Annotated in this window: 11 protein-coding genes; all 11 read right to left on the reverse strand. The window is 56.8% G+C overall.

All coding sequences use genetic code 11. The features are described 5' to 3' along the window. Positions 1 to 39 precede the first annotated feature (39 nt). Complete coding sequence (locus ACLEJW_RS04060) at positions 40 to 1,167, reverse strand: OmpA family protein (RefSeq protein WP_440777017.1); 1,128 nt, start codon at positions 1,165 to 1,167, stop codon at positions 40 to 42. An 11-nt stretch (positions 1,168 to 1,178) separates the two neighbouring features. Next, positions 1,179 to 1,625 (reverse strand): type VI secretion system baseplate subunit TssE, encoded by a 447-nt coding sequence (tssE, locus tag ACLEJW_RS04065; RefSeq protein ID WP_440777018.1) that lies wholly within the window; start codon positions 1,623 to 1,625, stop codon positions 1,179 to 1,181. 4 nt (positions 1,626 to 1,629) lie between these two features. After that, entirely contained in the window at positions 1,630 to 2,166 is a 537-nt protein-coding gene (gene tssJ, locus ACLEJW_RS04070; RefSeq protein WP_440777019.1) for a type VI secretion system lipoprotein TssJ, read from the reverse strand. Next, entirely contained in the window at positions 2,147 to 3,244 is a 1,098-nt protein-coding gene (tssG, locus tag ACLEJW_RS04075; protein ID WP_440777020.1) for a type VI secretion system baseplate subunit TssG, read from the reverse strand. The genes tssJ and tssG overlap by 20 nt, the downstream gene beginning before the upstream one ends. Then, the gene (gene tssF, locus ACLEJW_RS04080; protein ID WP_440777021.1) at positions 3,208 to 4,977 is read right to left on the reverse strand and encodes a type VI secretion system baseplate subunit TssF; all 1,770 of its coding nucleotides are present in this window, start codon (positions 4,975 to 4,977) and stop codon (positions 3,208 to 3,210) included. Before tssF ends, tssG begins: the two co-directional genes overlap by 37 nt. Positions 4,978 to 5,000: 23 nt before the next feature. Next, positions 5,001 to 6,587, reverse strand: a complete 1,587-nt coding sequence (tssA, locus tag ACLEJW_RS04085) for a type VI secretion system protein TssA (RefSeq protein ID WP_440777022.1) — start codon at positions 6,585 to 6,587, stop codon at positions 5,001 to 5,003. Next, a complete protein-coding gene (locus ACLEJW_RS04090) occupies positions 6,584 to 9,877 on the reverse strand; it encodes an ImcF-related family protein (protein WP_313294936.1) in 3,294 nt (1,097 codons plus the stop codon). The genes tssA and ACLEJW_RS04090 overlap by 4 nt, the downstream gene beginning before the upstream one ends. Positions 9,878 to 9,923: 46 nt before the next feature. Continuing rightward, positions 9,924 to 11,057, reverse strand: coding sequence for a hypothetical protein (locus tag ACLEJW_RS04095; RefSeq protein WP_313294841.1), 1,134 nt, complete (start codon positions 11,055 to 11,057; stop codon positions 9,924 to 9,926). Positions 11,058 to 11,130: 73 nt separating this feature from the next. Continuing rightward, a complete protein-coding gene (locus ACLEJW_RS04100; RefSeq protein WP_440777023.1) occupies positions 11,131 to 11,394 on the reverse strand; it encodes a PAAR domain-containing protein in 264 nt (87 codons plus the stop codon). An 83-nt stretch (positions 11,395 to 11,477) separates the two neighbouring features. Further along, positions 11,478 to 12,494 carry a formylglycine-generating enzyme family protein gene (locus ACLEJW_RS04105; RefSeq protein ID WP_440777024.1) on the reverse strand — a complete coding sequence of 339 codons (1,017 nt, stop codon included), beginning with the start codon at positions 12,492 to 12,494 and terminating at the stop codon, positions 11,478 to 11,480. A 496-nt stretch (positions 12,495 to 12,990) separates the two neighbouring features. Then, positions 12,991 to 13,248, reverse strand: a complete 258-nt coding sequence (locus ACLEJW_RS04110; protein ID WP_313294838.1) for a hypothetical protein — start codon at positions 13,246 to 13,248, stop codon at positions 12,991 to 12,993. Between the last annotated feature and the right edge of the window lie 155 nt (positions 13,249 to 13,403).

Here is a 13,403-nt window from a genome sequence, read left to right on the forward strand (position 1 = left end):
TGCCGCAAGGGCGATGCAACTCGCCCCAGAGCGGGTGAGTCATACCTCACCGCATGCATGTCGTTGGGGTACCAATCGTATGTCCACTCGACGATTCTCAGCCCGACCATTCAGGGTGTCGTTACTGCCGAGTGGTTGACTGGCAGCGACACCCTGAACAGCGAAGCAACTGTCCGGAATATCGCCCATACGCTGCATCCAGTCGCGAACCGCAGAGGCACGGGCGCGAGAAAGATCGAGATTCCGGGCGGCATCCCCTTGCGCATCGGCATGCCCGGAAATAACGATCAGCCAGCCTGGTTGAGCCTTGATTCCAACGAGCGCATTGATCAATAGCTTGGTTGAACCAGGTTTTAGTTCAGCGCTGCCAGGATCGAACAAGCTCAAGCTGTCGAGTTGGATAGGGTCGGGCGCAGGAAGCGCGTTGGCTTGCCTGGATGGCCACGCCTGCCAGCCTAGCCACCCCATCAATGCAAACATGACCACCCACATCGGCACCCACGGCCATACGGCTCGCTTCTGTGCCGCAGGCTCGACTACCAGTGTGTAGGTGGAGGGCGCAGGAAGGACGGCAGCAATTTGAGGCGTTATGGAGGGCTGAGCAATCGTTGCCCAGGATCGCAGAGGAAGCGGCATCGCCGCCACCCGGCTTTCTGACATGCGCTGCAAGAGGCTGGCTAGTTGGTTTCGGAAAACCTGCAATGTCACCATAGGTGCATGGCCAAGGCGTTCCAAGCAGTGTTCGAGGCGGTTCAATTCGCCAATCACTTCGCTCAACGCCGCCGAACTCGACCTGCCCCACTCCACCATGCGCACCAATGGGTGCAACTGAGTAAACAGCCATGCAATGAGATCGATGCGAGCTGACGCCTGCACTGGCCACAAGCGCGGCCACTCATCGCTCAATGCGGCGAGCAGCGCGACACCCTCGGTCAAGCCCGTCACACCCGTGCGGTAGCTACGCGCCAGCACGAAAGCCACCGCCGTCTGCAGTTCAACCCCGTTCAGCTCGAAAAGCCGCAGGCACAGCCCCTCAACCTTTGCCCAGTCCACGTCTGGGCAGGCAGGATGATTGAGTTTTGCCAACTCATCGTGCAGCACCTTGAACTCATCGAAGTTACCCGGATCCCCACCCAGGCGAACACGCATTTCAAAAAGTGCCGTCATCTGGCCCCCTGTCAGTTCCATTGCACGGGAAGGCAGCCTTCCTGCTTGAGGTGATGCACCACAACCCTGCCTCCGGCGCCGAGTGTGGTCCCAAAGGACACCCTGCCGCCGCCCTTGATCAGCACGTCAAGGGCATAGTCGAGATGACCGGGACGAGACTGAGGGATCAGCTGGACGCTCACCTGCGCCAGCCGCGGCTCATAGCGGCGCAAGGTGCAGGCGATGTCGTTGATCAAGCCATGGGCTGAAGCCGGTAGCCCTTGCAGCACCTTGCCCATATCCGGCAAGCCATAGTCGGGCAGATGCGAGAGTGAACCGGCACGGCTGTTGAGGATGCGCTGAATATTGTCCAGTACCGAGAGGGTCAGCTGGTCATCTTCATTCACCTGATCCAGCGCTAGCTCACCGCGGAAGTTCTGCAACAGGATTTCGTAAAGAGAAGGGCTGGACTCAGGCATGCGTTCAGCCCTCCGCACGCGGTCGAAGCGTCAGCCGGTTATCGGCCAATTCGAGCACTCTGGCCTGATCCGGTTCGAGGTCGTCCCGCTGCAAGACAACGCGCCAGGTATTTTCAATCACGTCTGGACTGCGGAACAGCGCAACCACTGCAACGTACTGAGCGCCGCCTTGCAGAGCTGTATTCACCTGCGCCGCCTCGCCGGGTTTTATCACCACGACGCGCTCATCGAGCAGATCATCGCGAAGCACACGCGCATCCTGGTTCAGCAGATCGTCATAGCCGGCGCTCTCCAACGCTTTGTTGTCCTTCAGCTGGTAGACCCGTACCAGCACTGGCACCGACAATCCGCTCATCTCTGCGCCATCGGTATTTATCGCTGTCCGGCCGTTGAGATCCAGGTGCAGCGTTTTGACTTGCTTGTAGAAGATCGCCTGGGCAGTGGACGCCGTGCCATCTGCCACCTTTTGTGCAAGGCCACACCCACTCAAAACAGCAATCAACGTTGATGCGGTGACGCCATTAAGCACGGTACGCAACATGCTGTACCTCCTTCCTGCGAGGGTTCAAATGCAGACCCTGATATCGGCCCAGGTTGATCGTGATCGTGTCGTCTTGAGCCGATGCGAGTACGCTCTCCCCACGCTTCAATACAGCGGTCATGCCAAGCATCGACCGGGTGCGTCCTAGTACAGGCGCCGGCACCATCTGGTGTGGGATTGAGAGCTGAAGCAGCGCTGTGCAACGCCACCCCAGATACACCTCAAGCAACACGCGCAAATCAGCGATCAGCTGGCCACCAGGAAGCCATCCATGCGCCTCATCCTGGTTCTCGGTGCACAGCCGCAGCCGTAGTTGGCTATTCGCGTCGTGGCCGACAGCGCCCAGAGGCATACCCTGGCCCAAGGTCACCGGATGCTCTGGCGCAAGACTGGCGGGCTGCTCAAGCACAGTGCTCTGCGGCCAATGCCCGATGACGTGCGTATCCGTGTGCGGGGCCAGCAATTTCACCAACGCACCAATCCCTTCGGCATTGCGCGTGGGTAGACGCATCACGCTGAGCAGGGCCAGAAAACGTGACATCGGTGTGGCGATACGCTCTGCCGTACCGGGGATGCCCAATCCGATCAAGCCCAACAGGCACTGTGAAGTGGCATCGCGCCCGCCCGGCTCGAATGTTGCCGGGTAGGAGTACTTGCGCCAGATCCGGTAGAACTGAGTGAATATTCGATGATTGAAGATATCGAGGAAGTGCTCCAGCGCTTCATGGCCTTCGCGCCGCTGGGCAATTGCGTCCAGATAGGCCGTGGGCAAAGGAGAGTCGACCCCATACAAACCCAGCAGCCGGGTGCGCACAGTCAACGGTCGAGCTGGAGAAGCTTCGTCGATTTCGATGGCCTTCAACTCGCCTGCCGGGAATCCCATTCCAGGGTCTGGGCGGAACCTGACCCAGTCATCGCCGGGATGTGCAGTGCTGCCTAGCGGTGGCTGTTCAGCCAGCACCTGCTCCAGCACCTGGCAGAAGCGGTAGACGTTCGCCGTCGACACCTGTTCAGCCAGCATGTGCAGAATGCCTTCGGCCTTTAGCCGGGAATACGCTGACTGTGATGTTCGTTCCATCGCAGGCACCTCCCCGTCGGCTGCAGCATCATCGTCAGTTGAGTGCACAAATGAATGTCCGCGTATAGCGCGAAGAACCGGCTCAGCATTTCACCGAACAGGCAGATGTCGCCCTCGCCCGAAAAACCGTTGCTATCGACCGTCACTTCGATATCCACGCCTCGCAGCAAGAAGCCTTTCTCGAAGCGCTGGATCAGGTGATGCTTGACGTCGACGATGGCCTCCAGACGGCGGCGATTGGTTTCGCTGCCCGTCCACTCGTACAACGCTAACGTGCCACGCAGTACTTCAGCACTGTTGAGCATCGGTAAAAAATTCGATCCCAGGTGACTGAGCACACGCCAGTGAAAACGATCTCGGTTCGGCGGGTAGCACGGCAGGGTCGGCGCGGTCAGATTGCGTACTTTCAAGCCTGCCTGAGTGGACTGAGCCGCGGCATCGAGCAACGTGCTACGCAAGGCTTTGCGCGGCAACTGTCCATTGGTACCGGTCAGGCGCAACGACAGGCTTTTGCGATTGAGCAGCACATCCTTGTCGAAGCCCTCGCCGCCCAGGATCAGCCAGGTGTCGTGAAGACCGTTGGCGCCGCGCCTCAAGCGGGTATGAAAGTAGCGCTCGGGTGCCTCATCGCGAAGCATTCCCCCTTTGTGGCGAAAGCTGCTGAAAGGCACGTAGTCCTGACGCACGCTGTCCTTCGTTCCAGAAACTCTGTCTACTGAGTAGATCTCTGTATGACCGTCCTGCAAGCGCATTGGGCGCAGCAGGTATTCATTCTGCAACGGGTCCAAGGTGAGTGGATCCGCCTCCAGTGCAAACAGATTGATCACGGGAACCGCGTGCAGACGAATGTGCTCCTGGGTGGGCGTAAACGTATGCGACCAGGCTTCACTGAGCACGACTTCAAGCTCGAACCAATGGGCGTCAGGTGGCAACTCGAGCGAATCGAGGCCACAGAGCGTGACGAACATGAATTTCTCACGGAACGTGAAGTACTCCAGCAACAGCTGATAGCCACTGAAAGCACTGTCGCCCTTGGGCCAAAGGCGATCATCGTCGGCAAACCCCTTTGGCTTGAAATGCCCCGCAAATGCCTTGCGTTGCGCCGCGCCTGGCAAACGCACATGCAGCGCCTGCACGCTCAACGTCAGCGCTTGGTGCAGCACGCTGGCAAGCGCTGCATCGGCATTCAGATACAAGGGTATATCCGCGAGGTCGAGTTGATCCCAGTTGGCCAGTGCTCCACGCGCGAAGCGCAGGCGTAGAATTGCACGCCCATCAGGTCCATGGTCAAGCCGCACGGTCTCCAGATTGAGCGGCCGAAGCGTCAGATCCTGAGTGGTGCAGTAGCGGCACCGGGTACGATGCTGCCCCACCGGCTGTGACAGCACTTGAAAACCCCTTGCGACCGCCTCGCAGCCTTTCATCTGACTGGCATCTGGCATCAGTTCGACGATGGCCAATGATGGGATGGTGCGCAGATAGTGGGGCCACAGCAGGCTGACCAGCCCCTCCGTCAGCTCGGGAAGGTCATCGTCCAATTTCTCACGCAGGCGCCCCATCAGGAACGCGAAGCCTTCGAACAAGCGCTCGACAAAGGGGTCTTCAGCGCCGGGCTTGTCCAGGTTGAGCTGCGCCGCTCGGTCCGGAAAAGCCTGGGCAAACTCCTTGCCCGCTTCGCGCAGGTAGCGCATTTCAGCGTCGAAGTAACGCAGGGTTAGGTTGTCCGTAGTCAAAACAGATTCCTGATCAAAGTGAATTAGCTGCACAGCACTGCAGCACGCACCGGGTCAATGGATACGAGTGCTGCCAGCTGCTGTTCCATCTGCCGCGCCAACGCAGGCCGGTCAGCGTCGTTGCGCTGGGCTTTCAAACGCAGCAGCTTGAGCAAGCGCGCCTTGACCTCGAACAGCAGGTCAGGCTCCCAGTCGGCAACTGTGTGGCGTTGCGCGGCAGCGTCCAGCTCAGTGAACAAATGAATGGCCAGTTCGGCCTTGCCGCACTGCTCGGCCACCCGCGCCATCAGCAAACGCAGTAACCAGCGCTGTCGCCCGGCCTGCACATCGGGGCGGCTCGCCAACCAGGCCAGCGCTTGCTCGACTCCATCGGCATCCGCTTGCGCCAATGCCTCAGGCTCCAAGGCGAGTATTTCGCATAAGGCCGTCGACGGTGCGGGGGCCGCTGCGGGCAGCCATCGTTCTGGGCGGTTACCGCTGACCTGCTGGTTGATCCACTCACGCGTGACTTCATCGGCAAATGGCGAGCCATCGCTCCAGCACAGCAGCTCAACGCCAGGCAGACGGTGCAGCAGCATGGCCAGATCGTGTTTGACGATATCCGCCCAGCTCTTGTGAGGCTCAGCCGACTTGCTCAAGGCCTGATGGAGGCACCATTGCAAATCCAGCCAGAAGTGGTTGACGCTTTCGGTATACATTTGCTCAGCCAAGTCGATAAGCTCGCGCCAGCTTTGCTGCAGGTGCAAGCGCTTGAGCTGCGCGCGATACTCGACGCGAGGCGGTTTCAGGCGGGTAATGCGCTGTGCATCATGCGGCGGCACCTGATGCACGGTGTCCCAGCGCAGGCTCTTCATCAGCCGATGTGCCGCCAACCACCCCTCCGGTTGATCACGCAGATAGCTGGCTAGCACTCGACCACTGTCCAGCAGATCTCGCCCGGACTTGATGGGTGTCGGGCTGGGGCCTGCCGCCCTACCCTCTACGGGTGAGTCACTACCCGTCTGAGGGACGATTGCATCAACGCCTCCCGACGCGGCGAGTCGAATGTCGAGGGCGCCGTACAAGGTATCCAGTCGTGGTCGCTGGTCTTCCGGCCACTGGCTGAAGCCGTGCTCCAACCACACCAAAGCAGCCACCGTTCGTTCGGTTTCAGCCTTGACCACCTGAGGGTACAGCGACAGGCTCGCCAGAACCCTGCTGCCAGCAAGCCACTCCAAGGCCATCCTGCGGCTATTGGGCCGCACCGGCAGGATATCGGTGGCATATCGCTCCAACAGCGCCGCCAGCAGATTCAGACCATCTGCCAAGCCAGCCTCCCCGTCCCTGTGCAAGCGGGCCCAGAGGTAGTAGGTGGCAACACGGAGGTCTTTGCAGCACTGCTGGAGCAGCTTCTGCGCCAGTTGCGCCACAAGGTCCACGTCCGCCCCGGAGAGCTTGTTGACCTCTTCGCGCATGCGCTGGAAATCGTCGTCGTAGCCCGGATCCTCTCCCACCGGTGCACCACCGCTGATCGGTGTTAGCCAAGACTCCCAGCATTCGCTGTGTTTACGGGCAATGACCACTGGCTCGCTTGTGGGCAAGCAGCTCTCTACCAGTCGTTTCAGGCTCATTGATAACCCCCATTTTGCGTGTACTGCGGGGTATCCCGGCCCTCTACCAGAAAGATCTCTCGCGGCAAGCTGAACCCGCGCAACTTGATCAGGGCCAGCGGCCCTTCGCCCAACTCCGTGCGCAAGTGCCAGGTCAGGCCCAGACCATCCGGCGCGCTCAGCACGACCCTAAAGCGGCTGTCGCCGTCCTCCAGCGCGGTGACATTGGCCTGCTCCAGCAGACGAATCAGCCCCCAGGTGCCCTGGTAATGCGCAAACAAGCGTTCGCCGGCATGGACGCTGCTCCACGTCAGGCTGATGCCGGGGTGATCCCCCTGCCCGGGCCAGCGAAAGCGTTGCCAGCTCTCTCGCTGGTTGAAGTAGTGATGCTTCTCCCCATTGAGTACGAAGACGGTCTGCACTACATCACGCACAGGTTTGCCTCGCAGCTCGAAGCTCACACCCATGCCGCCATCGGTATACAGCACATCGGCCAGCTGACTGAGCTGATTGATCGCTGTCAGAAAGTCCGGGTTGAAACGCAGCCCCTGGCTTCGCCGCGAGTCGGCCACCCAGCGGCTGCCTTCTTTGCGTAGAAGCCCCGTGAGCTGCTGAGCCAGAAACTGTTCGATCCGCCCGGAGTCGGCTCGGATCATCTGCCCCAACATGGGCAATGAAGCGTCACTGCTGGTGGCGGCGAAAGGGTAACGGCCACTGAAAGCGCTCTGCCACTCATCGACAATTGCGCGCTGCCACGCCCTGTTGAGGCCTGCCGACGAGGGCTGAAGAATCTGCTGCCAGGCCTGATCCAACGGCTGCACGAACAGCGTGTTGGCCGCTGGCCCCCAGTCGGCGCCCAGGCTAGCGGCGATCAGGTTGCCATAGGTCTGGGTGTCTGTCAGGTCCACGCTCTTCCCCTGGAACACCGTTTGCGCCAGTGTCTGGATCATTGCCTCAGGGTCGGGCGCAGTGACCAGTTGCTGCAGCTTCAAGCGCACAGCGGTAACCCGCGTCAGGTAAGTTTGCAGGCTCAGGCGGTCATTACCCGCTCGGCCATCAGCGTCCTTTCCCAGAAGCGAAAGCAATGGGCCAAAAGTAGGATCAAGTGGGCCACTCGGTGTTTGGGGCAGTTGATCGACGATCGGCGCTGCTTTTTGCCCTACTAACTTCTGTGCCGATTCGATCAGGGAATCGGCCAGGGCCTGGCCACGAGCTCCGGCTTGTCCCTGGTCGCTCAGCGTGTTCATCAAGGCGATCAGTGGTGACTGACGCACGTCACTGATCAGCGTCAACTGTGCAATCACATCGCTCAGGCCATGTCCCTGCTGCCAGCGCAGGCTGTTGAGAAAGGTCAGCCAGGCACTGCTGTAATCCTGGAAGTAGCGTCTGGTCAGCCGCTCCCTGAGTTGCTCGGGGCTCAGTTCCTTGGCGATCTCGTTAGGGTTGTCGCTGAGTACCCAGTCGATCTCTTCGCGCCGCGCCTGCGCCGCCTCTTCAATGGCTGCACGAACCTGCCCTTCCCACGCTTGGCGGGTGAATACACCGGGGACCTGTTCTGCACTGGTGAACAGGGCGCTTGCATCGGTGTCGCCGACCATTTGCTGTAAATCCAACGCCGGATAGTGGTTCGCCGCGGCGTCGAGGACCTGCTGGTACAGGCTGCTTTCAGCGTTTCGCTGACCCAGTTCGCGCAGCAGCACCTGGCGTGTTTGGGCAATCAACCTGAGGTCGGCCTTGATCGCCCAGTCCGTGTGCTCGGGCAGATGCTGGCCGTAGAACGTCCACAGTGCCGGTTCGGCAGAGCCCAAGGTCTGGGCCAGGAACGCGGCATCAGCCTTTTCCGGGCGCGCCAGCATCAGATAGGCTTTGAGGTAGTTGTACGACTGCTGCGCTTGCCTGGCGCGCTGAGGGCTCGCGGGAGGCAAGTTGACCAACGCGTTGAGCCGGTTTTCCAGCTCAGAGACGGCGGGGTCACGCAGCAGCTGGTTATTGGCCTGCGTATAAAGCGGCCATACCGCTTCACGCAGGTCATGCGACCGGTTCAGGCCGAAGCGCTGGTACCACGGTGTGCCGTGTTCTGATCGGTAGTCCAGGCGGGAAAGTTCGCGGACCAACGCGTCCAGAGCCTCTTTGGTGTCGGCGTTTGCTCCGGGCTGCTGCAACGCGCTGTACGCCACCGCGATCTGACCGACCTCGGCACGGTTGCAGGCAAACGACAACAGCATGCCGATGGCCCAGATAGAAGCCAGGCCCAACGCAGAAACGTAGGCGATTTTGGCTGGATGCCAGCCCAATCGCCGGGCTCGGGCGGAGCGATCGTTGAGGATCCCTGACCATGCTGGGTCTTCGGGCCAGTGATGGCCCACGCGAGGGTTGTTCTGGTGTCGCAGTGGTAAGCTGAACCACACTCCACGCAACCAAACGTCGCGTCGCCGGAACAGCGCAGACAATGCAGCGCACCATCCGGAGACACCGTCGGTCGCAACATCGCGTGATAATCGAAGCAGGAAATCATGATCAGAGTCTTTTTGAAGCTGCGATAGACCCTGCTCACGTAAGGGTCGTGCGAGCATGCCTAAGTTATCGGCGAGCCGCACTGGCGATAATGGTACCGGAAGCATGCAGCCTACCGCTCCGATTTCGCGGGCGTGCTGCGGCCACATACTGTCGCAGACCTGCCACACATGCAGCAGCAATTGGCGGCGCAGGGTTTTGGCCAGATTCTGCAAACGACGAACGCTATCGTTCATCGCGCTCACGTTATTGCTTTGGTCTTTGTTCAACACCCAGACCACCCCATTGAGCGCACGGTTGCGGCATAGGCCGTGCCACTGCAAAAGCAACGCGTCTTGCGGTTCACCTTGGATGCTGCCGGCCCACAGCAGCACGGTGTTTTGCCCTTCCAGCCAACGCTGCTCGCTCAACCCAGGGGCAATCGCCTCGATCTGCTCAGACTCACCGACCACCAACAACAGTTGAATTTTTCGCCGCCAGAAGAAGCCGTAGCTTCCATTCAAATGCGCCCTCAACTCGCGTACGCCAAATGGATCCTCAGCATTAGAAACCACGTTACTGCCAGTCGAACGAGTCCAGTTGACTCCAAGCCTTTGTCCCATCAGAGCAATAAAATCTCTCGCGCCCAACATTCGGATAGCCAATTCGCCGACGCCATCGAGAAAGAGAAATATCAAACAGCCGATCAACAACACTGCTGACCATTGCAAGCGTGCAGTCTCACTCCTCACCTGCACGGCGGGATTATCGACCCAGATCAATACCCCACCCGCAACGAGCAAACACAGGATCACCATCCAGACGCTGATTCTCTTCTTCACGATCAATCCCTATTTCAAGATCTCATGCAGGCCGGACAATAAAAATTTGAGCAGAGGCATCGTGTAGCAGGACAACCTGCGGACCGTCCTCTGCCTGGGCACATTCACTAGCAACGATTAATGCGACATTACCTACTGCACATCCAGGCAAACCAAACGAATCATCCAATCGATGACACCTGGCCACGTTAAAAGGGAAACGTGCTGCATTCACAGCGATACTTGTCTCACGTAAAACGTCACCAGGCACCTGAGCCTGCCAACTGAAGTACGTTTCTTCTCCGGCACGCAGTTGCCCCCAAAGAAATGCATCCGTAACCGCATCCTTGATAGAGCGACCAGCGCACTCAAGTTGGACAGGGCGATGAACGAGGGCGATCGAATCAATTTTTTGCGTGTTACACCACTGCGAAGAGCCCAACAACACAGCTGTCACGGTCTCGGCCTGTTCGGCAACGGGATTTAGAAAAAGATTAATTTCGACGGACACTAACAACTGATGTCGTTCCGGCGCATCCAACCAAGTATCCAGCCACATTACGCCATCATCGTCCATCGCAAAGACCACGCTATCAGTTAAACGGGGGTTGGTGGTAACTGCAGACCAAATAGACAGAAGCTCTTCATTGCAAAGCACATGGTTATGCCTGATACGAACATCCACAGCAAGACTGCGCGCCCCGATCTCTAAATCAGTCTCCAACCCACGTACAACTTGTTGTAAAAATCCACGTAAACGCTTAGCGTATTCGGACTTTGAGTGATTTTGTACCGACGGTTTTAACTGGCTCAACCGCATTGTCAAGGCTTGCCCTTCCAGATAAATAGGCTGGAGAGGCTTACTACCCAAACGCAGGGCCTGAGCAAGTTTATTATTACCCGCCCCGGAACAATAGGATACGGCCAATACGGCAACCGTACGCTGGCCGCGCCGAATGAGTGACCGCTCCAACTCATCGCGCCTCTCATTCCAACTCTCTATATAATCTCGATGCTTCTCGTACGCCAACAAGCGCAGTGCGTAGAACAATAACCCGGTAATCAAAACGCCTAATAATGCGCAGATCCAAAACCAAAATGATGTATGCCAACTGTCCACCCGCCAAAGCAGGACCATCAACCCGCCAACGACGAGCGAACAAAGCAAGATGACCACACCCCATCGCCAGTGCCGAGGTTGCCGGGGTAGCAATCGCCTCTCGGGTAATGAGTTCAGGTCAACTACCATCTCACAGCCTACCTGCTTGAGGAAGCGACGTGATTAACTCACAACCACAGGAACAGCAATGACCGTCTAAAGCAATGGGCCGACCTTTAACTTTTGAACCTGTATCCCCCTCTGCTATTTCATTCACGCCGTGCCCAGGTATTGGACAAAAAACAGCATCACCTACGCAAGCGACATCAAGCTGCATGAATTTCAATCCTCGGGTACCGGCAAGTACCTTGCCTTCCGAAGACAGTTTATCGCCAACACGAATAACTCCGCGCATATCAATAAGCACCCAATAATAAAATCACTACCCGCCTTTCAGGCAGCCCAAATTTAAATGCTCCTGAAATATTGAGCTCACTGCTACTCAATCCGACTGTCACTATTAACAACGCACCTAGCCGTTTTATCGCCCAACACAATCATTTTATGTTCAGATGCATAACCATGCGGGTTCTTAGGGGTTCTGTGCACATTCACTCCTCCTCCCCAGCTTGGATTGGCATATGCCTGACCACGTAGAACTTTTGTATCCCGGCTATAGTAGTCCTTGCTCACTGGTGTCTCCGGCCCCTGGGGGTCAATTTCAGGGGAGTACTGATAATAATTTTCGTCATACCAATCTTTAGCCCACTCCAGCCCATTATCCGACATGGCGTAAAGGCCCAACGGATTGGAAGGAAACCTGTCTACTGGCAAGGGCGTAAGTCCGTCCGTGCTCCATCCCATTTGTCTAGCAAAATCCCGACGATCTCGAGAAGTAGAAATGTTAATTCCTTTCGGCCCTCCCCCATATTTAGTAAAACCATCATTTGTCTGCCTATAGGTACCGTCATCAGTGGCCACCATCAAAAACTGACCGCGGCTGCGTGCCGCGTACTCCCACTGGGCTTCAGTGGGTAATGAGAAAGGAAGATTGGACACTTTAGCCAGCCAGTTGCAATAGCGGTCGGCCTCATACCAGTCCATATGCGCTGGCAAATTAGGTAAAGAATGAATATTCTTCCATTCCTCCTGTATTTCCTCATTCTCAAAAGAACGCAAATTAAGACCATTGCTTTTAAGATACATCTCAAACTCTTTATTTGAGATCTTAAATCTTGCAATAGAAAAGGTGCTCAACTTGACCTTATGTACTGGCCGACTGTCTTCATCACTATCATAAGACATTTGCTCCGGCCCATACTGCAAGCCATAATCCCCCATCAAGTATTCACCACCCTCAACGAACACCAAGTCCCTTTTGACTTCTTCGATAAAATGCTTCATCTCTATCGGCGTTATCCCGAGTTCCTTATGATCAACTCCGCTCGCCAACTGGTCACAGCCTGACAAACTCACAAAAACCAAACAAAATAGAGACACCTCAAAAATTTTCACGACCACTCCAATTAGATTTACATAAGCATGCCCGCACCACAAGGACCAAACTTGCAGCGTCGCGGGTAATTCGGATTACGACCAACGTTTAGCTTATAATAGACTGCAACATTCGTAGCGAGCGCGTCACCAGAAGAACTGAACTCGCTCAAACGATCATAAATTATGGCCAATTCGCTTCGCTCATATTTTATTTCATAGAATCCTCTATCTCGATCCTCCCCTAACTTAAGAAAATCAATCAGGCTTCGCTGATGCCGCTCGACGGCGTCTAACTCATCATATCCCTCTGATGGGCCATTCCCTCGCGCATTGACACGAGGCAATACTTTATGCCACTCCGGCTTGGTCTGAATACTAAGCACACAAAGCACCGCCTTTTTTTTTCGCTCGCCGTAGCGATCGAGAGACGCTATGTTTCCTGGATCAACATTATCCCCTTACCATGACGCGTTAGAAGGTAAAGCAATATGCCCTTAGCTTCGGGGGTGTAGCGCTACAGATACAACTGTCGGGTTATAAAATTTTTAGCTAACTGGTTCCGTCGTCTCGAAGCATCAAAACTCCTCTTCGTCTCATCAGCCAATTCACCAACCTGGTTTGAGAAATCATCTGCAATTTTTTCAATGGTGTAGCTGAAGGGCTGGCTCAGCCACTCTTCGCCTTTGAATGACAGGATATCGATTTCAGCGGCAAGGCCTTGGACTTCAAGCTGGTAGTGGTTATGAGAGGAGCTAATTATTGGTCTCATCATGACAGGCTCTTTCGCATAATTTTCATCAGAAAAGCTCGAGCTGACATCGGGTGCTTTTTTCAGCGAGGACCTGGCACTTCTTCCACGCGCTCAGCGACGTCATGCGATTCGAAAAACTTGACTGTCCGAATTTTTTCTAATTAGCTGCCAGTCGA

Source organism: Pseudomonas sp. SMSB3 (genome assembly GCF_052041965.1).
GTDB lineage: Bacteria > Pseudomonadota > Gammaproteobacteria > Pseudomonadales > Pseudomonadaceae > Aquipseudomonas.

Coding starts and splice junctions, on each gene's coding strand:
- ACLEJW_RS04060 (WP_440777017.1), bottom strand. CDS start 1,167: ATGACGGCACTTTTTGAAATGCGTGTTCGCCTGGGTGGGGATCCGGGT.
- tssA (WP_440777022.1), bottom strand. CDS start 6,587: ATGAGCCTGAAACGACTGGTAGAGAGCTGCTTGCCCACAAGCGAGCCA.
- tssJ (WP_440777019.1), bottom strand. CDS start 2,166: ATGTTGCGTACCGTGCTTAATGGCGTCACCGCATCAACGTTGATTGCT.
- tssG (WP_440777020.1), bottom strand. CDS start 3,244: ATGGAACGAACATCACAGTCAGCGTATTCCCGGCTAAAGGCCGAAGGC.
- tssE (WP_440777018.1), bottom strand. CDS start 1,625: ATGCCTGAGTCCAGCCCTTCTCTTTACGAAATCCTGTTGCAGAACTTC.
- ACLEJW_RS04090 (WP_313294936.1), bottom strand. CDS start 9,877: ATGGTGATCCTGTGTTTGCTCGTTGCGGGTGGGGTATTGATCTGGGTC.
- ACLEJW_RS04110 (WP_313294838.1), bottom strand. CDS start 13,248: ATGATGAGACCAATAATTAGCTCCTCTCATAACCACTACCAGCTTGAA.
- ACLEJW_RS04100 (WP_440777023.1), bottom strand. CDS start 11,394: ATGCGCGGAGTTATTCGTGTTGGCGATAAACTGTCTTCGGAAGGCAAG.